Annotated in this window: 19 protein-coding genes and 1 pseudogene; 3 read left to right on the top strand and 17 right to left on the bottom strand. The window is 72.7% G+C overall.

The window, feature by feature from the left end; all coding sequences use genetic code 11:
• Nucleotides 1–11 precede the first annotated feature (11 nt).
• Nucleotides 12–1,346, bottom strand: a complete 1,335-nt coding sequence (locus ACFFKU_RS00845; RefSeq protein WP_380134541.1) for a reverse transcriptase family protein — start codon at nt 1,344–1,346, stop codon at nt 12–14.
• Nucleotides 1,347–1,552: 206 nt separating this feature from the next.
• On the bottom strand, nt 1,553–2,125 hold the full coding sequence (locus tag ACFFKU_RS00840; protein WP_380134781.1) for an NYN domain-containing protein: 573 nt from the start codon (nt 2,123–2,125) through the stop codon (nt 1,553–1,555).
• Between the two features lie 181 nt (nt 2,126–2,306).
• Here ACFFKU_RS00840 and ACFFKU_RS00835 point away from each other — a divergent pair, with 181 nt between their 5' ends.
• Nucleotides 2,307–2,555: a hypothetical protein gene (locus ACFFKU_RS00835; RefSeq protein WP_380134540.1), complete on the top strand. Its 249-nt coding sequence runs from the start codon at nt 2,307–2,309 to the stop codon at nt 2,553–2,555.
• Here the strand turns inward: ACFFKU_RS00835 and ACFFKU_RS00830 are convergent.
• From ACFFKU_RS00830 to ACFFKU_RS00790, 9 genes are all read right to left on the bottom strand, one after another.
• The gene (locus ACFFKU_RS00830) at nt 2,531–2,908 is read right to left on the bottom strand and encodes a hypothetical protein (RefSeq protein WP_380134539.1); all 378 of its coding nucleotides are present in this window, start codon (nt 2,906–2,908) and stop codon (nt 2,531–2,533) included. The genes ACFFKU_RS00835 and ACFFKU_RS00830 overlap by 25 nt on opposite strands.
• Nucleotides 2,905–3,555 (bottom strand): hypothetical protein, encoded by a 651-nt coding sequence (locus ACFFKU_RS00825; RefSeq protein ID WP_380134538.1) that lies wholly within the window; start codon nt 3,553–3,555, stop codon nt 2,905–2,907. Before ACFFKU_RS00825 ends, ACFFKU_RS00830 begins: the two co-directional genes overlap by 4 nt.
• A gap of 118 nt (nt 3,556–3,673) precedes the next feature.
• The gene (locus tag ACFFKU_RS00820) at nt 3,674–5,173 is read right to left on the bottom strand and encodes a methyl-accepting chemotaxis protein (RefSeq protein ID WP_380134536.1); all 1,500 of its coding nucleotides are present in this window, start codon (nt 5,171–5,173) and stop codon (nt 3,674–3,676) included.
• 77 nt (nt 5,174–5,250) lie between these two features.
• The gene (locus ACFFKU_RS00815; RefSeq protein WP_380134533.1) at nt 5,251–6,366 is read right to left on the bottom strand and encodes an ABC transporter ATP-binding protein; all 1,116 of its coding nucleotides are present in this window, start codon (nt 6,364–6,366) and stop codon (nt 5,251–5,253) included.
• Nucleotides 6,363–7,556 (bottom strand): ABC transporter ATP-binding protein, encoded by a 1,194-nt coding sequence (locus ACFFKU_RS00810; protein WP_380134531.1) that lies wholly within the window; start codon nt 7,554–7,556, stop codon nt 6,363–6,365. The genes ACFFKU_RS00815 and ACFFKU_RS00810 overlap by 4 nt, the downstream gene beginning before the upstream one ends.
• Nucleotides 7,556–8,422: a carbohydrate ABC transporter permease gene (locus ACFFKU_RS00805; protein WP_380134529.1), complete on the bottom strand. Its 867-nt coding sequence runs from the start codon at nt 8,420–8,422 to the stop codon at nt 7,556–7,558. Before ACFFKU_RS00805 ends, ACFFKU_RS00810 begins: the two co-directional genes overlap by 1 nt.
• 1 nt (nt 8,423) lies before the next feature.
• A complete protein-coding gene (locus tag ACFFKU_RS00800; RefSeq protein ID WP_380134526.1) occupies nt 8,424–9,371 on the bottom strand; it encodes a carbohydrate ABC transporter permease in 948 nt (315 codons plus the stop codon).
• A gap of 20 nt (nt 9,372–9,391) precedes the next feature.
• The gene (locus ACFFKU_RS00795) at nt 9,392–10,816 is read right to left on the bottom strand and encodes an extracellular solute-binding protein (RefSeq protein ID WP_380134524.1); all 1,425 of its coding nucleotides are present in this window, start codon (nt 10,814–10,816) and stop codon (nt 9,392–9,394) included.
• Between the two features lie 83 nt (nt 10,817–10,899).
• Complete coding sequence (locus tag ACFFKU_RS00790; RefSeq protein WP_380134780.1) at nt 10,900–11,961, bottom strand: zinc-binding dehydrogenase; 1,062 nt, start codon at nt 11,959–11,961, stop codon at nt 10,900–10,902.
• 314 nt (nt 11,962–12,275) lie between these two features.
• On the opposite strand from ACFFKU_RS00790, the gene ACFFKU_RS00785 reads away from it, so the two are divergent.
• Nucleotides 12,276–13,259, top strand: a complete 984-nt coding sequence (locus ACFFKU_RS00785; RefSeq protein WP_380134522.1) for a sugar-binding transcriptional regulator — start codon at nt 12,276–12,278, stop codon at nt 13,257–13,259.
• 103 nt (nt 13,260–13,362) lie between these two features.
• Here the strand turns inward: ACFFKU_RS00785 and ACFFKU_RS00780 are convergent, their stop codons facing one another.
• The 5 genes from ACFFKU_RS00780 to ACFFKU_RS00760 form a co-directional block, all read right to left on the bottom strand.
• Nucleotides 13,363–14,103 (bottom strand): hypothetical protein, encoded by a 741-nt coding sequence (locus ACFFKU_RS00780; protein ID WP_380134520.1) that lies wholly within the window; start codon nt 14,101–14,103, stop codon nt 13,363–13,365.
• A 9-nt stretch (nt 14,104–14,112) separates the two neighbouring features.
• Nucleotides 14,113–14,586, bottom strand: a complete 474-nt coding sequence (locus ACFFKU_RS00775; protein WP_380134518.1) for a hypothetical protein — start codon at nt 14,584–14,586, stop codon at nt 14,113–14,115.
• A 196-nt stretch (nt 14,587–14,782) separates the two neighbouring features.
• Nucleotides 14,783–16,378: an FGGY-family carbohydrate kinase gene (locus ACFFKU_RS00770; protein ID WP_380134515.1), complete on the bottom strand. Its 1,596-nt coding sequence runs from the start codon at nt 16,376–16,378 to the stop codon at nt 14,783–14,785.
• Between the two features lie 111 nt (nt 16,379–16,489).
• On the bottom strand, nt 16,490–17,353 hold the full coding sequence (locus ACFFKU_RS00765) for an NAD-dependent protein deacetylase (protein WP_380134514.1): 864 nt from the start codon (nt 17,351–17,353) through the stop codon (nt 16,490–16,492).
• Nucleotides 17,350–18,606, bottom strand: a complete 1,257-nt coding sequence (locus ACFFKU_RS00760) for an MFS transporter (RefSeq protein ID WP_380134512.1) — start codon at nt 18,604–18,606, stop codon at nt 17,350–17,352. The genes ACFFKU_RS00765 and ACFFKU_RS00760 overlap by 4 nt, the downstream gene beginning before the upstream one ends.
• Before the next feature lie 57 nt (nt 18,607–18,663).
• On the opposite strand from ACFFKU_RS00760, the gene ACFFKU_RS00755 reads away from it, so the two are divergent.
• Nucleotides 18,664–19,611 carry a LysR family transcriptional regulator gene (locus ACFFKU_RS00755; RefSeq protein ID WP_380134510.1) on the top strand — a complete coding sequence of 316 codons (948 nt, stop codon included), beginning with the start codon at nt 18,664–18,666 and terminating at the stop codon, nt 19,609–19,611.
• Nucleotides 19,612–19,658: 47 nt separating this feature from the next.
• On the opposite strand, the pseudogene ACFFKU_RS00750 reads toward ACFFKU_RS00755, so the two are convergent.
• Nucleotides 19,659–20,228 (bottom strand): annotated as a pseudogene (locus ACFFKU_RS00750) (rhomboid-like protein); the annotation flags it as partial.
• Between the last annotated feature and the right edge of the window lie 134 nt (nt 20,229–20,362).

Raw genomic sequence — 20,362 nt, 5'->3', positions numbered from 1 at the left:
CGCCGGGCCGGTCAGCCCGGCCACTCGATGCGCTGGAACGTCTCCCGCAGGCGTTCCCCCCGGGCGGGGTCGGCCGCACCCACCCAGGCGATGCGCCCGAGCAGGTGGGCCCGGAAGTCGGGATGGCCGTCCCGGTTCTGCGACTGCGGCCCGGAGCGGACCGCGTTGTGCAGGATCGCCCGCAGCCGGTCGACCTCGCTGCGCCGCACCCTCGGGCCGGCGTTGACCACCAGCCCGGTGACGACCTGGCGCGCCCCCGCCCCGCGCACCAGCGTCTTGGCCGGGTTCAGGCCGAAACCCTCCTCGGTGACGATCTGCTGCAGGGTCGCGCGCAGCTGCGGGGCGCGCAGGTCGCCGGATCCGGAGAGCACCAGGTCGTCGGCGTAGCGGGTGTACGTCGCACCCCAGGTCGAGGCCAGCCCGGACAGCCGCCGGTCCAACCCGTGGGCGCAGAGGTTGGCCAGGGCCGGCGAGGTCGGGGCGCCCTGCGGCAGGTGCGGGAAGCCCAGGTCGCGCCGCAGCCGGAACCGGTCCTCCGCGCGGCCACCGTCGGGCATCTGGCGCAGCACGACGAGCGGGGTCCGGTGGGTGCACAACCCCGCCAGCAGGTGCGCCACCTCCTCGGGGTAGCCGAGCACCCGGAACCGTCCGTAGACGCGCGCGGCGGAGATCGAGGCGAAGAACGCCGCGAGGTCGAAGCGCAGCACCACCTCGGAACCCACGTGCTCACGCGCACCGGTCACCGCCGAGCGGCCCCGGACGAAACCGTGGGCCGCGGGATGCGGGGGGACGACGTCCAGAACCTCTCGCAACAGCTTGCGCTGCAGCGCCTTGAGACGAGGCTTGGGAACCTCCAGGAGGCGCGGGGCGCCCGGCTTGGCCCACCAGCGCGACCGGTAGTGGTGCAGGGCCGTCCCGGGGGCACGGCGCTGCAGCCCGCGGACGTCGGCGAACCAGTCGAGCTCCTCCGGGTCGATCTCCAGGAACTCGGCGAGGTCGAGCACACCGTCCAGCTCCGGGACGGGCCACCGGCGGCGACCCATCCGGGTCCCGCTGACCAGGACGTGCCGGACGTGCAGGGGGTTTCCCCGGGCGCGGGCGGTGGCGCAGGCGCGCAGGAAGCGGGGGTGCGCCCCGATCTCGCGGGCCAATGCCCGGGGGGCGTCGCCGGGGGCCGCAGGGTGCTCGGCGCAGAGGTCGGCGGCCAGGGCGGGGAGCCAGGTCCGGCCCCGCCCGCCCAGCACCGTCCGCATCCTGGTCGCGATCGCGGCGGGCACCCAGGCACCGGCCAGCGCCCCGTCGGCGAGGGCCACGGCGAGGGCGTGGGTGGGGTCGTGCCCCTTCATCGTCGGTGCGCGGTGGTGGGGGCCGACCCGTCCCGTCGTGCGGGGACACGGCTGCGCGGAGCGCAGCTTCGCCCCTGCGGCGTCGTGATCAGCACCTGCTCCTGCCCGCGGGGTAACCCCGCAGCGGCCTCGTGGGGCCGGACGTTCCCGGCCCGACGCGCCTTCCTCGCCCCCCACCACCGCACCCGGTCACGGTAGGGGAACCGTCAGAGGTAGCGCAGCGGGTCGAAGTCGGAGAGGGAGATGATCCGCACCCGGGGCAGGACCACGTTGAACGCCTTGACGTCGTCCTCGAGGTCGAAGACCTCCAACCCGCGCTCGCGCAGCGGTGTGTACTGCGAGCTCACGAACTCCCGGAACGCGAACAGGCCCACCCGCCGGGTGCCGTCGAGGAGGGTGTCGACCTGGGGCAGGAAGTCGGCGTCGTGGCTGGCGAGCAGCACGTCACCGGACCGCGACGCGATGGCCTCCAGCGTCCGCTGGATACCGATGTCGACGACCTTCTCCCCCGGCCCGCCGGACAGCGGGATCGGCTGGTAACCGATCGCGAGAAGTGCCTGCACGAACGACATCGGCAGGTACCCGTTGGAGGCGTTGAGGAAGAACAACCCCTTGGTGGGTTGCGCGTACCGACGCTGGGCGAAGTCCAGCAACCGCTCCCAGCGCGGACGCTGCTCGGGGGCGGGGCGGCCGTCGAGGATCGAGGCCCCCAGGGTCGCGTCGATGTTCTCGCCGTCCACGACCACGTAGGTGGTGCCGGGGGTCTGCTCGCTCGTCAGGGAGGCCACGCAGGGAGGCTACTCGGAGCCCGGAGCTCCGGGTCCGGGGCGGCGAGGACGCCCGGGGAGGGGGTCGGCGGAGCCGTTCTCCGACCGAGGTACCCCCCGGGGATCCACCCCTGGCAGGACGCGCGGGAGGGCGTTCTGCGCCAGACTGGCGGTGATCAGCAGGAAGGACCCCATGCCCGCCCCCACCGAACCGCAGCCCACCCTCCTGGACGAGGGCGGTCTCGTCGACCCCGGGGTCGACGGTGGCGCTGATCGTGACGGCGAGCGGACCCCCACGGCGACCGAACGGTCGTTGCGGCGGGCGTTGCTGCTGGACGAACGGCAGGCCGCGGCGCTCCGGCGACGGCACCGGGGGGTCGGCATCCGGTTGCCCCGCACGTTGCCGGTCCCGGCCGCTCAGGAGTCCCGCCGCGACTCCTGACCCTCCGCCCCCTCCCCGCCGCCCGGGGCGGGGCCCGGGTCGTGCTCGGCGAACCAGTCGGCGTACTGCGTCGTCCGGGCCAGGTGCCGGGTCAGGTCGGGTGCGCCGTCGGTCCACCACACCGGACCGCGTTCTCCCAGAGCGTGCTTCGCGGCGTCGACCCGTTCCCGCGCCGCCTCCGCCGCGTCCCGGTCACCGGCCCGGCGCGCCGCTCCCTTGGCCCGGCGGGCGGACATGAGTTCGGCGACGAGCTCGGCCCGGTGCTCCTCGTCGAGGTCCGGGTCGGACCGGCGCCAGAGCCGGCCCCGCACGACGAGGTAGCGCCCGTCCGGGGTGACGAGCGGAGCGTTCACGGCCGCACCGACGGGGAGGCACCGCGGCGGGACCGCCCGGAACCACGCGGCCCGGTCAGCCGCTCCAGCACCCCCGGGTCGTCGTCGAGCAGGCCGCGCACCGGATCGGGGTGCAACCGCAACGCCTCCTCGCCCGGCAGTTCCAGCAACCGCCGCAGGGCGAGCAGTCGCCGACCGCCGGGAGTGGCGAGCAGCCGTTCGCGCTCGCCGAGGCGCCGGGCCTCGCGTCGGCGCGGGAGCAGCCGCAGGACGAGGGCGATGGCCACCGGGAGCCCGACCGTGACCAGGGCCAGGACCAGCGCGAGGTGGTCCACCCGCTCGACCGTCTCGCGGGCCGCGTCGGCGAGGCCCGCCCCCGCCCGTGACGCCCCGTCCAGCGGGGCGGCCGCCTCGTCCCCGACGAGCGGGAGCCGGCCGAGCCCCTCGGCGGTCGAGGCCAACCGGTCCGCCAGGGTGTCGGCCGTGACGGCCGCTCGACGCGCCGGCTCGGCCAGGGCGGACACCGCCGCGTGGACGGTGACCGCGGCCCAGACTGCGAGGGCCACGACGGCGCCGGCCAGCACGTCCCCGACGAGGAACCTCCGTCCCGGTGGGGACGCGGTCGCCCCGGGGGTCGCGGGTGGGGTCGCGAGATCGTCGGTCGCCACGTCGTCACCGTCGCACCTCCGCCGGGGGGTGACCACCGCAACCAGGCGCCGCCCCCCGGGGATGCGACGGAGGCCGGCCCCGCGGGTGCGGGACCGGCCTCCAAGACCCACCGGGCGATCAGTACCGGAACGTCGACACCAGATCCTGCAACTGCGTCGCCACCACCGACACCTGCGCCGCCGTCGACGTCCCCCCCGACGAACCCGACGAGCCCCGCGACCCGAACGACGACCCCGCATCCCCCGCCGAGATCTCCGTCACGTTACGCACCATCTCCGCCGTCGTCACCGACTGCTCCTCCACCGCCGCCGCGATCGTCGTCTGCAACGCATCGATCCGCGCGATCACCTCAGCGATCTCACTGATCGCCGCCGTCGCCGCCGCCGAATCCGCCTGCGTCGCCGCCACCCGCGACGTGATGTCCTCCGTCGCCCGCGCCGTCTGCTGCGCCAACTCCTTCACCTCACCCGCCACCACCGCGAAACCCTTACCCGCATCCCCGGCCCGCGCCGCCTCGATCGTCGCGTTCAACGCCAACAGATTCGTCTGCTCCGCGATCGAGGTGATCAACCGCACCACGTCCCCGATCTCCTGCGACGACGACGACAGATGCCGCAACGTCTCATCCGTCGACTGCGTCACCGACACCGCCTGCGCCGCCACCGACGACGCATCCGCCGTCGACGTCGAGATCTCCCGGATCGCCGCCGTCATCTCCTCACCCGCCGCCGCCACCGTCGCGATGTTCACGTTCAACGCATCCGAAGACCGCGCCAACGTCCGCGAATGACCCACGATCTGACCCATCACCGAACCCAGACGCTCCAACGACGCATCCAGACCCCGCGCCATGTCCCCGATCTCATCCCCACGATCCAGACCAGCCCGCGCATCCAACCGACCCTCGGCCAGACCCGCCACCACCTCACCCACCCGACGCAACGACCCGAGGATCCCCCCGGTGATCAGGCGGAGGAGGAGGATCGCCAGGGCGTTGGCGACGACGAACACGGCGACGAGGACGACCTCGTCGCGACGGGCCTGGGCGGCGGCGTGCTCGCGCAGGGCGACCGCCCGCGCGTCCACGGACGAGGTCAACGTCCCGGTCTGCACCAGCAGGTCGTCGTAGACGGCCAGCGCCTCGTTGTTGATGACGTCGGCCGCCGCCCGCTGGTCACCCGCGCGCAGGGCGGCGACCGCGCGGTCGTCGGCCGCGAAGAACGTCTGCCAGTCGGCGGCGACGGCCTCGTGGGCGCGTCGCTCCGTCGGGGTCATGAGGTCGACCGGGGCCTCCGCGACGGACTTCTGGATGGCCGCCTTCGAGGCGAGGTACCCGGCCCGGTTCACCGCGTCCGGGGCCAGCGCCGCCTCGACGCCCTGCAGGGAGGCGTCCCAGGCGTAGCCGGCCTGCCAACCGGTGATGTCGGCGTCGAGGAAGCGCTGGTCCTGCGCGTACTGGATCAACCGGGACATCTCATCCTGCTCGTGCGCGACGGAGAGCTGCGTACGGACCGCCAGCATCCCGATCGCACCCAGCACCGTCGACACGACGAGGACCACGGCGCCCACCAGCGTGAACTGGTGGCGCAGCCGCATCCCGCGCAGACCCTTGACCATCCGACGAACCCCGCTCCACCCTCACCGACGACAGACCCCTGGTTCATCGGTGGCGCGGGCCGTGATCTGGAGCCGACTCAGCGCAGCCGGTCCCCGCTGTCGGCGTCGAAGAGGTAGACCCGCTCCGGCGGGGCGCTCAGGTGCAGGCGGTCACCGCGGCGCCGTACGACCCCTGCGGGGGTCTGCACGACCAGGTGGGAGTCGAGACCCTCGACCCGGACGGTGGCGAGCCCGAACTCCAGGAGGTCCTCGAACACGACGACCTCGGCCGGGACCGAGACCGACCCCGCCTCGGCCAGCTGCACGTCCTGCGGCCGGATCCCGACCGTCACGGAACCACCGGCCGGCACGGACCGGGCGGCCGACACCAGTCGACCGTCGCGCCCGACGCGGACCGTGCCGTCGCTCTCGGCGACCCCCTCGGTCAGGTTGATCTTGGGTTCGCCGACGAAGTCGGCGACGAACAGGTTCGCCGGGTCGTCGAAGATCTCGTCGGCCGTGCCGAACTGCTGGATCACCCCGTTGTTCATCACCGCGAGCCGGTCGGCCAGGCTGAGCGCCTCCAGCTGGTCGTGGGTGACGACGATGGTCGTGTAGCCGAACTCGCGCTGCAGGACCTTGAGCTCACGACGGACCCGCTGCCGCTGGGCGGCGTCGAGGTGGGACAGGGGTTCGTCGAGCAGCAGCACGGGAGGGTTGCGGATCAGGGCCCGGGCCAGCGCGACGCGCTGCTTCTGACCGCTGGACAACCCCGCCGGCCGCAGGTCCAGCAGGTCGGTCATCTCCAACCGTTCTGCGATGGCCTGCACCCGGGCGTCGGCGTCGCGCACCTTGCGGGCCTTCAACCCGTAGGCGAGGTTCTGCCGGACGGTGAGCGGCGGGTAGAGGGCGTAGGACTCGAACCCGACCCCGACGTCCCGCTTGCCCGGCGGCAGGTCCGGGATCGAGCGGTCGCCGATCCGGATGTCGCCCGACGTCACCGTCTCCAGACCGGCGATCATCCGCAGCGTGGTCGTCTTGCCGCACCCGGACGGCCCGAGCAGGGCGACGAGTTCCCCCGGGCGGATGTCCAGGTCGATGCCCTTCACGGCGTGGAAGGACTCGCGGCCGCGCGAGGTGTAGTTCTTGTGCAGCGCCTCGATGGTCAGGCTCTTGGCCGTCCCGGACGCGGTCGGGGCGGTGGTCGTGGTCATCGGGGTCCTCCCGCCGTGGTCGTGACGGCCCGGCGGACCGCGCCGCCGAGCCGTGGGGTGTCGACGTGGTCGTCGACCCGCTGTTCCCCGTGGTCGGGGGACTCCTGCACCCCCTGGGGCAGGGGCGCGAAGACGTGGACGTCGGCCAGCGGCAGGACGAGCGACACCTCGTCGCCCTCCCGCGCCCGCACGTCGCTGTCGGCGACCACGATGAGTTCCTGCGCGCCGGACTCGACCGAGAACTCCATGAGCCGGCCGAGGCGTTCGGCGAGCTTCACCCGACCGCGGACGACCAGGGAGTCGGCCGGGGCCTCCTGCCCGGGGGCGACGAGACCGAGGTCGCGCGGTCGGATGCCGAGGCGGGCCCGCCCGTCGGGGAGGTCGAGGTGCGTCGGGGCCGGGATGTCGACCGAGCCGTCGGCGCTGCGCAACCGGCCGTCCGACACCGCCGCGTCGACCAGGTTGATCTCCGGCTGACCGAGGGCGCGGGCCACGAACGTGTCCACCGGGTCGTGCCAGATCTCGTAGGGGGTGCCGACCTGGACGAGGCGCCCGTTGCGCAGGACCGCGATCCGGTCACCGAGGGCCAGCGCCTCCTGGTAGTCGTGGGTGACGTAGAGCGTGGTGGTGCTCGACATCTCCCCCAGCTGCTTGAGCTCGGCCCGCATCGCGGCGCGCAGCTTGGCGTCCAGGTGCGAGAGGGGTTCGTCCAGCAGGTAGACGTCGGCCGTGCGGACCAGCACCCGGCCGAGGGCGACCCGCTGCCGCTGCCCGTTGGAGAGTTCCCGCGGCAGCCGCTTGAGCAGGTGGTCGATGCCCAGGGTGGTGGTGACCGCCTCGATGCGCTGCTGCTGGTCCTGGGCCGAGTACTTCCCCGTCCGACCCGAGCGCAACGGTGAGGCCAGGTTGTCGAACACCGTCTTCTGCGGGTAGAGCGCGTAGCTCTCGAACGCCATGGCGACGTTGCGGTGGTAGGGCTCGACCCCCTCCATCGACGTCCCGGCGATCGAGACCTCCCCCGCGTCGACGTCGACGAGACCGGCGACGCTCTTCAGCGTCGTGGTCTTGCCCGCCCCGGAGGGCCCGAGGATGACGAAGAACTCCCCGTCGGCGATGTCCAGGGACAACCCGTCGACCGCGGTGACCTTCTCGTAGGTCTTGGTCAGGTTCTCGATCCGTACCGTGGCCATCAGGCCTTCACCGCCCCGAACGACAGGCCCCGCACCAGGTAGCGCTGGATGGTGAGGGCGAGGATCAGCGGGGGCAGCGCGCCGAGGAGCGCCGCGGCCGCCGTGAGGTTGTAGAACGCCTGTCCGCCCCCGCCGAGGTACTTGGTGACCGCGACGGTGACCGTCGTGGCCCGCGAGTCGGTGAGGATGAGCGGGAACACGTAGTTGTTCCAGGCGAAGATGAACGCCAGCAGGGCCGCCGCGGCGATCCCGGGCCGGACCAGCGGCAGCGCCACCGTGAGGAACGCCCGGATCCGGCTGTAACCGTCGAGGAGGGCGGCCTGCTCCAGCTCCGGGGCGAGGTCCTGGAAGTAGGACCTCAGGATCCACACCACGAGCGGCATCGTGACCAGCTGCAGCACCCACACCATCCCGAGCTTCGTGTCGAAGATGCCGAGGGTGGTGTAGATCACGAAGAGCGGGACGATGACCATCAGCTCCGGGGCGAACCGGAAGGACAGCATCTGGAACATCAGGTCCTCGGACCCCTTGAACTTCCAACGGCCCGCCGCGTAGGCCGCCGGGATGCCGACCACGAGGGACACCAGGACGGCCCCCACGCAGTTGAGCACGCTGGTCAGCATGGCCTGGCCGAAGTCGACGCTGGTGAGGTCCTGACCGCGCTGGGACAGCACGATCGAGAAGTTCTCCAAGGTGGGCGTGAACGCGAAGTAGGTGGTCGTCTGCTCGGCGTTGTTCTTCAAGGACAGCAGGAGCATCCACACGAGCGGGAACAGCGAGAAGACGAACCAGGCGAGGATCATCACGTCGGCGACCACCGACGCGGGGGTGAAACGCTTCTGTCCGGGCATCAGTTCTCGTGCCATGTCACGCCCCCGCCCCGGCAGCCCGACGCTGCGCCTTGCCCAGCACGCCCACGAGGTAGCGCGCGGTGATGAACACGATGATCCACAGCAGGAACATGTAGGTCGAGCCGCGGGAGTAGTTCAGGTTGGTGATCGAGTCCTCGAACGCGCCGATCTGCAGGGTCGTGGTCGTGACGCCCGGACCGCCCGCGGTGAGGACGTAGACGGAGTCGAAGACCTTGAGGCAGTCCATGAACCGGAAGATGACGGCCACCAGGATGTAGGGCCACATCATCGGGAGCATGAGCCGGCGGAACATGTAGAACCAGCTCGCGCCGTCGACGTCGGAGGCCTCGAAGGGCTCCTTGGGCAGCGAGCGGATCCCGGCCAGGACGAGGATCGCCACGAACGGCGTGTAGATCCAGATGTCCACCAGGACCACCGAGAAGAGCGCCCGGTCCTGGCTCAGCCAGTCGAAGGTCGAGCCGAGGCCGAACACGTGGTTCAGCACCCCGAACTGCGGGTTGAACATCAGCTTCCAGACCACGCCCGCGATCACCGGGGCGATCATCAGCGGCAGGATGAGCAGGCGTTCGAACGTCTTGCCGATGAGGCTCGATCGGTTCAGCAGCAGGGCGATCGCGACCCCGAGGACGGTCTCGGCCCCGGTGGCCATGATCGCGTAGAGCACCGTCGTCCCGGCGCTGCGCCAGAACAGCGGGTCGCCCAGCACGTCCGCGTAGTTGTCGAACCCGATGAAGGTTGGGTTCTGGTTGGTCACCGAGTAGTTGAGGACCGTGTAGTACACGCCGTAGAAGAAGGCGTAGAGGATCCCGATGATGAGCAGGACCGCGGGGACCGAGAGCAGGTAGGGGCGCAGCGACCGTCGCCAGCCGGGGACCCTGGGGATCCCCGACCGGCCCCCGCCGGGCGCCTGCTGGGTGGGCGTGCGGCCCGTCGTGGTGGTCACGAGCGATGTCTCCGTCCGCGTCAGGCGTTGATCTTGGTGGTGTTCGCCTCGGCCAGCTGGTCCAGGCGGCTCTTCGCGTCGGCGCCCGAGTAGATGTCCTGGAGCGCGACGGCCCAGTCCTCGGTCGTCTCGAAGAACTTGGTCTGGGGGGTGAACTGGATCTTGGTGGAGTCGATGACCTTCTCGAACGTCTCCAGGTACCCGGGGAAGTCGCCCAGCGTCTGCTTGAACGCCCCGTCGAAGACCGACGCGCGGGTCGGGTCGGCGAAGGTGGACGAGGTGGCCTTGGTCATGGCCTCCTTGCCGGTGGCCCACTGGATGAACAACCAGGCGGCCTGCTTCTTCTTCGACGCCGCGTTCATGGCCAGCGACCACGTCCACAGGTTGGTCGCGTAGCTGCCGTCGGGGCCGGCCGGACCGGGGTACCAGGCCAGGTTGCCGGCCTCGGCCGACCCGCCCGCCTTGTTCTTCGGGTAGGTGGCCGAGTCGGCGTCGTAGACCATCATCGCGTTGCCGTTGCCCAGGTCACCGGTGCACTGGGGGTAGTCGTAGGTCGTCCAGGACGTCGGGCCGGCGTCGCGGGCCAGCTGGACCCACTTGCGGGTGAAGTTGACGGCGACGTCGGAGTTCATGGTCGCCTCGTACTGCCCGCCCGAGGCCTCGTAGTCCTTGGCCCCCTCGCGGCTGTACTGGGTCATGAAGCCGGGGTGGATGGTGGCCCAGGACTTCGACCCGCGGAACGCGACGCCGTACTGGTTGTTGGACCGGTCGGTCAGGTCCACGGCGAGCTGGATGAAGTTGTCGAACGTGTCCGGCAGCGTGATGCCCCGCTGGTCGAAGATCCGCTTGTTGTAGGCGACGACGTTGGTCTCGAAGCCCCACGGGATCGCCCACTGCCCACCGGTGCCGAGCGCGGACCCCTTCTCGAAGTCCCAGCGGGTCGACGTCCGCAGACCCTCGTAGATGTCCTCGAAGTCGTACTCCGCGTTGGTGGCGGCGGAGTTCTCGATCCAGGGGGTGAGGTCCTCCATCCACCCGGGCGGGCCGTACTGCCAGATGAAGTAGGCACCGGTCATGAACACGTCGTGGGCGCCGGTCCGACCGGCCAGCTCGGTGTTCAGCTTGGTGAAGTAGTCGGCCTCGGCGACCAGGTCGGCCTGCACCTCGATGCCGGTCAGCTCGGTGAACTCCTTGAGCAGCGGCTGGAACGCCTGCTGGTAGGGGTGCGGCGTCTGCAAGATGGCGATCTTCTCGCCCGAGAGCGCCTTCCAGTCGAAGCTGCCGGTGACCTCGGCGGCCCCGTTGGCGGTGTTCTCGTCGCCGCCACCGCCGGTCCCGACCCCGCAGGAGGACAGGATCGGCACGGAGGCGGCGGCCCCGGCGAGGCCGAGGGCGGAACGGCGGGAGAGGAAGGGGTTGTGCGCGGACCGGGTGGGGTCGCTCATGGCTGCGCTCCGTTGCGTCGGGGCCGGGGTTTCCGGCGGGAGGTGCGGAGGACGTGCGGGGTGGGGGACGGACCCGGGGTCCGTCAGGGCAGGAGGGAGACCTTGACCGAGTTCGCGGAGTCCGCGACCAGGTCCAGGCCCTTCTGGAAGTCCTCCAGCGGGAGCTGGTGGGAGCAGATCTCGTCGAGCGGCAGGACCCCGGACTCGATGAGTTTCAGGGCCGCGGGCCACGTGTTGTGGCCGAGGTGCGCGCCGAGGACGTTCAGCTCCTTGTCGTCGCTGATGATGCTCCAGTCGACGCTCACCGGGTCCTTGAACACCGAGTACTCGACGAACGTGCCGAGCTTGCGCAGTAGGTTCAGGCCCTGTGCGACGGCGGACGGGTGGCCGGTCCCTTCGATGTACACGTCGGCGCCGTACCCGTCGGTGAGGTCCTTGACGACCTGGACGGCGTCCTCCTCGCGGATGTTGACGACGACGTCGGCACCGCACTTCGTCGCCAGGGCGAGTTTCTGGGGCAGGGCGTCGAGGGCGACGATCGTCTTCGCCCCCTTGGCCCGGGCCCCGGCGATCATCCCGAGCCCGATCGGGCCGCACCCGGCGATGACCACCACGTCGTCGAACGCGATGTTCGCCCGCTCGACCGCGTGCAGGGAGCAGGACAGGGGTTCGGCGAACGCGACGTGGTGCGGGGGCAGGTTCTTCGGGGCCTTGTGCACGAGGGCCTCGACCGGCAGGACGAGGTACTCGGCCATCGCACCGGGGGTGCGGCGCTTGAACCCGAACATGTCGTGCGGCTGGCACATGTGGTAATTGCCGGTGTTGCAGTAGCGGCAGTTCCAGCACGGGACGATCTGCTCGGCGACCACGCGGTCACCGACCTCGACACCCCAGCGACGGGTGCCCTCCTCGTCGATCTCGACGATCGAACCGGTGAACTCGTGGCCGGGGATGACCTGGGGCTCGGTCCAGGCGGGACGGTTCTCGTCCCCCCAGAACTTCGCGGCCCCGTGGTAGCACTTCAGGTCGCTGGCGCAGATGCCCACGGCCTCGACCTTGAGCAGCGCCTCACCGGGTCCCGCGGTGGGGATGGGACGTTCCTCGAGCCGGTAGTCCTCGGGGCCGTGGACGACGACGGCCTTCATCGTCCCGGTGGTGGGCGGTGTTCCTGGGGTGGACGTCATGACGAACTGCTCCCTCGCAGCCTGGGTGAGACTCGGTCCCGTCGAACGTTTCCGTCGGAAAGATCCAGAGGTCGGGGCCACGCCCCGAACCGATGACCGCACGCTAACCACCCTCGGGCACAGATGTCCAGCACAGATGTTCAGATGTTGCCGGGTCGTGATCGATCACCGCCGCGACCCGGCGTAGGGTGCGACGATCGGGGGGTGGAGCCGCCGGCTCCGTCGCCCCACCCTCGTTGCTGCCCGCAGCACGTCGACCGCGGATCGGAGACGACATGGCCGTCGGCACCGGCGCCTCGGACCGTCCCGGTCCCAGTGCGGGCGCCCGTTTCCCGGCGTCCCTCCTGCACACCGCGGCGACGCTCTACTACCTGCAGGACGCGACCCAGGCCGAGGTCGCGGCCGCCCTCGGGACGAGCCGCGCCACCGTCAGCCGCCTGCTGCAGGAGGCCCGCACGCGGGGGATCGTCCGGATCGAGGTCATCGACCCCGCCCGCGCCGACACCACCGAGCTGGCCGAGGAGCTGCGCGTCCGGCTCGGGCTGACCTCCGTCCGGATCTGCGCCTCGGCGCCGGCCGGGCACGTCGCCGACGCCGTCTCCCCCGTGCTGGCCGAGCTGCTGGGCGAGGTCGGCCTGGGCCGTGACGACGTGATGATCGTGTCGTCCGGGCGGACGATGCACGACGTCGCCCGCCGTCCCCTGCCGTCGTTGCCCGGGGTGGTCGTCGCCCCGATGGTGGGCGGGCAGGACGAGCCCGAACCCTGGTACCAGACCAACGAGATCACCCGGCGGGTCGCGGCCGGCCTCGGCGGGGTCCCCCGCTTCCTCTTCGCCCCGGCCATGCCCGGCCCGGAACTGCGGCGGGGACTGATGACCGATCCCTCCATCCGGCGGGTGTTCGAGCTCTGGGCCGACGCCAAGGTCGCGCTGATGGGCGTCGGGGCGCCGCCGCTGCTGCGCGCGTCGATCCCCGGATTCGTCCCCACCGGTGAGGCCCCTTTGCGCCGCTCGGTGGGTGACGTCAGCAGCCGGTTCTACGACGCCGACGGGGTCGAGGTCACCTACGAGGGCGGGGAGCGGCTCATCGCCTGCCCGCTGGAGATCCTGCGGGACAAGGAGATCGGGATAGCCGTCGCCTACGGGGCCGAGAAGGTCCCGAGCATCCTGGGCGGGGTGCGCGGGCGGTACTTCACCCACCTCGTCACCGACCCCGAGACCGCGGGCCTGCTGCTGGCCGAGGCCCCGCCCGCCGACTGACCCGGGCTCGGCGGGGGCGTCGCAGGAGCCTGCAGGGGGGACGCGACACGCCGCGCGTCGGAGGGCCGGCGGCGGCGCGCCGCCCGGGGCCTGCAGGCTGGTGCTACGCCGGCCCCGGCTCCGGCAGCACCGCGACGCGGACGTCGACCCCGTGGTCGTGCAGGTCGAGACGGACGGAGTCGCCCTCGGTGACGACCGACGTCACCAACCCCGATCCCGGGTCGACCTGGACCACACCCTCGACCGACCCGGACGACAGGCCCGCCCGTACCTCGTCCAGCGTGCTGCGCACCGCGTCCCGTCGTTCCGGGGTGGCGGCGTCCACGAGCCGGGCGAGCTCGAGGCGGACCCGGAACCGGCCCGGGGTCGCCGCGGGCTCGGCGGCCGCCACCGCGGCCAGCCAGCAGAAGGTGGCGGCCAGACTCCCCAGGACCGGGTCGCGCTCGAGCGGGAGGCGGGTGGCCCCCGGCGGCGCGGTCCAGCACCCCGCCTCGTCCGGGACCGGAGGACCCGGGAGCAGGACCATCGTCAACGACTCCCCCTGGGGGACGAGGAGCGCGTGGGCGGTCTGCTCGTCGGGGGTGGTGCGCCCGGGCAGCGAGATCAACCCGTCGAGCACGAGGAGGCCGTCGCCGACGGGCGGCGCGGGAGGTGTCGGGAAGACGCTGGTCATCGTCGCCGCACCGGTGGTCAGGTCGGTGCACCCGTGCGCGGTGGTCTCGGCCGGCCCCTCGGCCGGCATCCGGCAGGTGTACCGGGCGGTCCGGGCGGCCAGGGTGCGCTCGTACGCGTCGCGGACCGCCGCGAGGGCGTCGTCGGGACTGGAGGCGGGCTCGGAAGGCATCGCCTCACGCTAGGCGCCGTGTCGTTCGGCGTCGTACGGCAGGAACCGCCGCTGCGGGAACAAGCGGCCCAGTAGCGGCAACTGGACGGCCCCGCCAATGACGGTTCCGCAGGCCGTCTCGATCTCGACGGCACGGGCGGACGGGAACCCGCGCTCTACCACTCGACCGGCGAAGACCGCGTCGGCCAGGGCTCGAAGCCAGACGAAGGGCTGGGACAACCCGGCCACCTCCAACCACGAGTTCGAGATGGTGATGTTCAGGGCGACGTCGGGTCCCTGTGCATCCTGGGGACACTCCCCGGCTACGGACAACCGGGCCGCACCGTCACGCCGAGGGGCGACGCGGGTGACCCACAACCCAGTTCTCGGGACCGGACCGCTCTCGACGACCGCCGCCTCCGGTCCGAACCGTTGCAGCGCATCGGTCAGAACAACCAGAACCGCGCGGTCCAGCTGTCCTGAAGCGTTACCCGGCGCGATCACCGCAACCCCAGCACGACGGCAACCGCACCCACGACGAAGCAGAAGAGCGTCAGCAACGTCATCCGACTTCCGGGAGTCAGCGCCATCGGAGCAAGCCGATGCGCGAGTCCGGTCGGCGCCCTTCCGTCGTTCCTCGACCGTTGACGGCCGCGCGACCTGGTGAGCGAGCCGACGTCCATGAAGCCGGCCAGCGGCGTCAACCGAGAGGGGCCGAGACCCCCGCACCGGGCCGCAGTGCGGTGGCCTCGTCGTCCAACCCGACCCGTTCCAGCGCGGAGAGCTGGTGCTGGAGGTCGCGGGTCGCCTCGTGCAGGCGGCGGTAGGCCGGGTAGAGGTCGGCGTAGACGGCCGCGGCGTCGGCCTGGGGATGGGTCACGTCCTCGACCACGTTCCAGCGGGCCCCGACCTCGACGGCCCCCAGCGCGACGGCGGCGAACTTCGCGTCGCCCAGGGAGGCGCCGATCCGGTCGCGGGGCAGTTCCTGCTCCAACCCGGTCACGTCGGTGACGATCTGGGGCCAGAGCCGCGAACCCGTACCGCCGCCGACCGCGACCACGCGACGGACCTCGACCCCGGCGTCCTGCAACGTCTCCACGTTGTGCCGCACCCCGAACGCGGTCGCCTCGAGCAGGGCCCGGTGGACCTCGCCGCGGGTGCTGCGCAGGGTCAACCCGAGCAGGGCCCCGCGGGCGTCGGCGTCGGCGAACGGCGTGCGCTCCCCGGCGAAGTACGGCAGGGCGAGCAGGCCGTTCGCACCGGGGGGTGCGGCGGCCGCCTCGGCCACGAGGTCGGCGACCGGCGGGGCGCCGACCGTCTCGCGCCACCACTCCGTGGCCGAACCCGAGCTGGCCATTCCCGCGGCGAGCGTCGTCTGGCCGGGGCGTGCCCCCGCCGCCCCCCACAGCGCCGGGTGCTCGCGGGGGCCGTCGGTGACGGCGACGAAGAACATCGTCGAGCCGTACATGACCATGAGGTCACCGGGCCGGCCGACGTCCACGCTCTCCGCCTCGGCCCACGCGTCGATCGTGCCCGCGGCGACCGGGACCCCGACCGGGATGCCGGTCTCGGCCGCGGCCGCCTCGGTGACCCGTCCGACCTCGTCGGAGGGCCAGACCAGGCGCGGCATGGGCAGTCCGGGGGCGACGTCCGCGCACCGGTCGGCGATCCAGTCCTGGGCGTGCCGGTCGTAGAGGGGCGTCGCCTGCGACGCGGAGTGGTGGTCGAGCACGTACTCGCCGGTCAGCCGGAACGCCAGGTAGGAGTTGCACATGAAGAAGTGCCGGGCCCGGGCGAACACCTCGGGTTCGTGCCGGCGCAACCACAGCAGTTTCCCCCCGGCCGCCTGCGACGACATCCGGGATCCGCAGCGGCGCAACAGGTCCTGCTCCCCGTACCGCTCCTCCAGCTCGGCCGCCTCGGGCAACGAACGGGTGTCGACCCCGTAGAGGATCGCCGGGCGCAGCGGGGTCCCGGAACCGTCGGCGAGCAGCGCCGTCGGCCCGATCCCGCTCGCGCAGACGGCGACCACCCGGTCCCCGGCCTCGGCCGCGCGGTCGGTGAGGGTGCGCGCGATCCGGCGGAAGTCGGCCCACCACACGCCGTCGGCGTCGTGCTCGACGTAACCGGGACGCGGGTAGGCGGTCCTGTGGGCCACCGATTCACGGTCCACGACCGTGCCGTCGAGGGTCGAGAGGACCCCCTTGCTGCTCCCGGTACCGACGTCGACCCCCAGCACCAGGTCTCGACCGGCGCGGGGACGGGCGGACGGGTCGCGCTGACCGGTGGGGATCACGGAACCTCCTCGACGGGCCGCCACCTCCGCGCACCGACCCGCGGGTCATCCTGCCACCGGGCCCGGCGGACCCCGCGGGCCCCAGGGACCCCGGTCAGGGTGACGACTGGATCAGCCGACGGTGGGCACCCCGGTCAACCGCCCCGCCAACGCCGGCAGCACCTCCGCCAGCGGCCGGTCCACCCGCAGGTCGGCCTTCTCGTCCCCGCGGGTCGGACCCGAGTTCACGATGGCGACCGGGATGCCGCGCTTGGCCGCGTGCAGGACGAACCGGTAGCCCGACATGACGGTCAACGACGACCCGACCACCAGGAGCGCGCGGGCGGCATCGACCAGCCCGAACGACGACTCGACCGCGGGCCGGGGGACGGACTCGCCGAAGAACACCACGTCGGCCTTCAGCGCGTCGGCCCCGCAGACCGTGCAACCCACCGTGCGGAACCCGGCGAGCTGGTCGGCGGAGAGGTCCGCGTCGCCGTCGGGGTTCAGCGCCTTGAGCACCGTGATCCGCGACTCGAAACCCGGGTTCGCGGCGCGCAACCGGTCCGCGAGCGCCCGCCGGCTCGTCCGGTCGCCGCAGTGCAGGCAGACGACCCGGTCGAGGTTGCCGTGGATCTCCACGACGTTGCGGGAACCCGCGGCCACGTCGAGCCCGTCGACGTTCTGGGTGATCGTCCCGACGACCAACCCGGCGGCGTCGAGCGCGGCGAGGGCGCGGTGCCCGGCGTTCGGCCGGGCCCTGCGGAAATGCTCCCAGCCGACGTGGCTGCGCCCCCAGTAGCGGCGGCGGGCCTCGGCGGAGGTGGTGAACTCCTGGTAGGTCATGGGCGTGTGCCGACGCAGGGACCCGTTGGGGCCGCGGTAATCGGGGATGCCGGAGTCGGTGGACAACCCGGCGCCGGCGAGGACGGTGACGCCACCGGCGCCGACCAGCCCGGCCAGCGCGTCCAGCTCGGGGGCGGGCGCGTCGGTCACGCGTTCATGCTGCCCGCCGCCCCCGCGCGGCGCAGGACGAGCGCGGCGACGGCGACGGCGAGCACCCCGACCCCGGCGGTGACGGCGACGACGGCGGTCCATCCGGCCGCCTCGAACGCGGTGCCGCCCAACCATCCGAGGACGCTGGACCCGGCGTAGTAGGCGAACGTGTAGAGCGCCGAGGCCTGGGCCCGGACCGGGCGGGGCGCGATGGACCCGACCCAGCCGCTGGCCACGGCGTGCGCGGTGAAGAACCCGACGGTCAGCAGGACCAGGCCGAGCAGGACGACCGGGAGCGCGGAGGCGGCGGTGAGCAGGCAGCCGAGGACGAACAGCGCGCCGGACCCGGCGAGCACCGTGAACCGGGAGGTCGCGGCCACGAGACGACCCGCGGCGGACGCCGAGACCGTGCCGAACACGTAGACCAGGAACAGCAGACCGACGACGGTCTGGGTCAGCGAGAACGGCCGGTCCAGCAGTCGGAAACCCAGGTAGTTGTAGATCGTCACGAACGCCCCCATGAGCAGCAGCGCCTGCGCGTAGAGGGCCAGCAGCGCCCGGTCGGACAGGGCGGTGCGGAGTCTGCGGGCCAGGCTCGTCCGCGGTGCGGCGGCCCCGGTCCGCAGGCGGGCGGGGACGAACCCGCGGGCGGGGGGCACCGCGACGCAGAACACGACCGCGGCCAGCACCGACGCGGCCGACACGGTGAGGACCCCCAGCTGCCAGGAACCGCTGAGGTCGACCGAGATCCCGGAGAGGATGCGCCCGCCGAGACCACCCAGCGAGGTCCCGGCGACGTAGACGGCCGCGGCCTGGGCGACCTGGCGGGCGGCCACCTCCTCGGCGAGGAAGGCCATGGCGACCGCGGGCAGGCCCCCGAGCGCGGCACCCTGCAGGGTGCGCAGCGCGAGCATCGGCCAGATCCCCCCGGCCAGCGGCAGGGCGAGACCCAGCAGCGTCGCCACCACGAGCGAGACGACCATCACCGGGACCCGCCCGTAGCGGTCGGCCAGCGCGCTCCAGCCGAAGACGGACAGCGCCAGGGCGCCCGTCGCGCAGGACACGGTGAGCGCGGTGTGCGCGGCGTCGACGTGCAGGGCCCCGGACAGGGTCGGCAGGACGGCCTGGGTCGCGTACAGCTGGGCGAAGGTGGCGATGCCGGCCGCGAACAGGGCGATCCGGACGCGGCGGTAACCGGGGCTGTGCTGCTCGTACCCGGGGTGGGGTCGCGCGGGGGCCGTCAGCGTGGTCACCCTTCGACGGTAGGCAGGCTCGACCGATGCGTCCAATGCATGAAAGCCTGCTGACCCATGCAGGACGAACGCCTGACGCAGGCCCTCGACGCGCTGGCCGGGCCCCTGCGGGTCCTGGTGGCGGTCGCCGACCACGAGCACGTCACCCGCGCGGCCGGGGAGCTGGGCCTCGGCCAGCCGACCGTGAGCCGGGCGCTCGCCCGCATCTCGGCGGCGGTCGGGGTCGAGCTCGTCGCCCCGCACGGGCGGGGCCTGCGGCTGACCGCGGCCGGGCGGACGCTCGCCGAGCACGGCCGCCGGGCCCTGGCCGAGCTCGACCGGGGCCTCGAGGAGGTGCACGCCGAGGACGACCCCTCCACCGGTCGGGTGGCGCTCGGATTCCTGCACACCCTGGGCCCGGCGGCGGTCCCCGCGCTGGTGCGGGCGTTCCGCGACGCCCACCCGGGGGCCCGGTTCTCCCTCGTCCAGGGCGCCGCCGGGACGCTGCTCGCGCAGCTGCGCGGTGGCGAGGTCGACCTGGTCCTCACCTCCCCGTTGCCCGAGGCGGACGACCTGGTCGCCCGGCCGCTGCTGCAGCAACGTCTCGTGCTCACCGTGTGGCCCGGGCACCCGCTGGCCGGGCGCGGGGCGGTCGAGCTGGACGAGCTGCGGGAGGAGGAGTTCGTCGCGTTCGAACCCGGTTACGGGCTGCGCGACACGACCGAGCGAATGTTCGCCGCGGTCGGCTTCGCCCCCCGGACCGGGTTGCTGGGGCAGGACGCGGACACGCTGCGGGGCCTGGTCGCCGCCGGCCTCGGGATCGCCGTGCTCCCCCCGGCCCGACCCGGGGCCGCGGGCGGGGTGGTCGAGCTCGAGCTCGGCGGCCCCTCCACCACCCGCACCCTGGGGCTGGTGCACCGCAGCGGCCCGCTGCCGAGGGCGGTCCGGGCGTTCCACGACCTCGTGCTCGCCCGGCCGGAGCTGTTGCGGGTCAGAGCCGGTGGCACCGACGGCGCGGTCGGCTGACGCGTCCCCCCGTCCCCCCGTCGCAGGACGCGGCCCCAGGCCACCCCGACGAGCAGGGCGACGAGGTGCCCGAGGGCCGTGAAGTCCGGGTCCACCGCCAGGACGAGGAAGAGCACCGCGAGGCCGGCGATGACGATCCGGTTCCGGTGCCGACCGGAGCGGGGCACGGCGGCGGCGAGGGCTCCCGCGACGCCCGCGACCCCGTAGCTCGCCCCGACGTCCGACGCGCTCCGGACCGCCGGGTCCACCACCCCGAGGCCCAGACCGACGAGGAGGAGACCGGCGACGACGAGGGTGGCCCCCACGTGCCCGACGGCGAAGGTCACCACGGTCGCCCGTCGACCGAAGCGCCGTCGGAACAGGGTCAGCACCACGACCAGCGGGGCCAGGATCCACAGGTCGTCGGCGTCGGGGAGGACGAACGCGCTGAGCACGAGCACGCGCAGCGGAACGGTGGCCAGGTTGTCGAGGTCGGTGCTGGTCCAGGCCACGACGGCGTCCTGCTGCGCGGGCGTCAGCAGCTGCAGCGCGGTGAACACGGTCAGGACCACCGCGGCGAACCCCAGGCCCACGTCGGCGGACCCCGGAACGGATCGGTCGCGGACGGGCGGTGGCATGTCCCGACCGTGCGCCCGGAGGCTGTGCGTCAGCCCGGTGCGGGCTGTCCCGGCCGTCTGGACCCGGTCGTGGCGGTTCGCCAGCCCACGCACAGCTCGGACCTAAGTCGGTGGCCGTTGCTGGACCCGGGGGA

Origin of the sequence: Kineococcus gynurae, assembly GCF_042433995.1 — a bacterium.
GTDB lineage: Bacteria > Actinomycetota > Actinomycetes > Actinomycetales > Kineococcaceae > Kineococcus > Kineococcus gynurae.
Note: the sequence above shows the minus strand (reverse complement) of the source record. Positions and strands in the feature narration are given on the sequence as shown.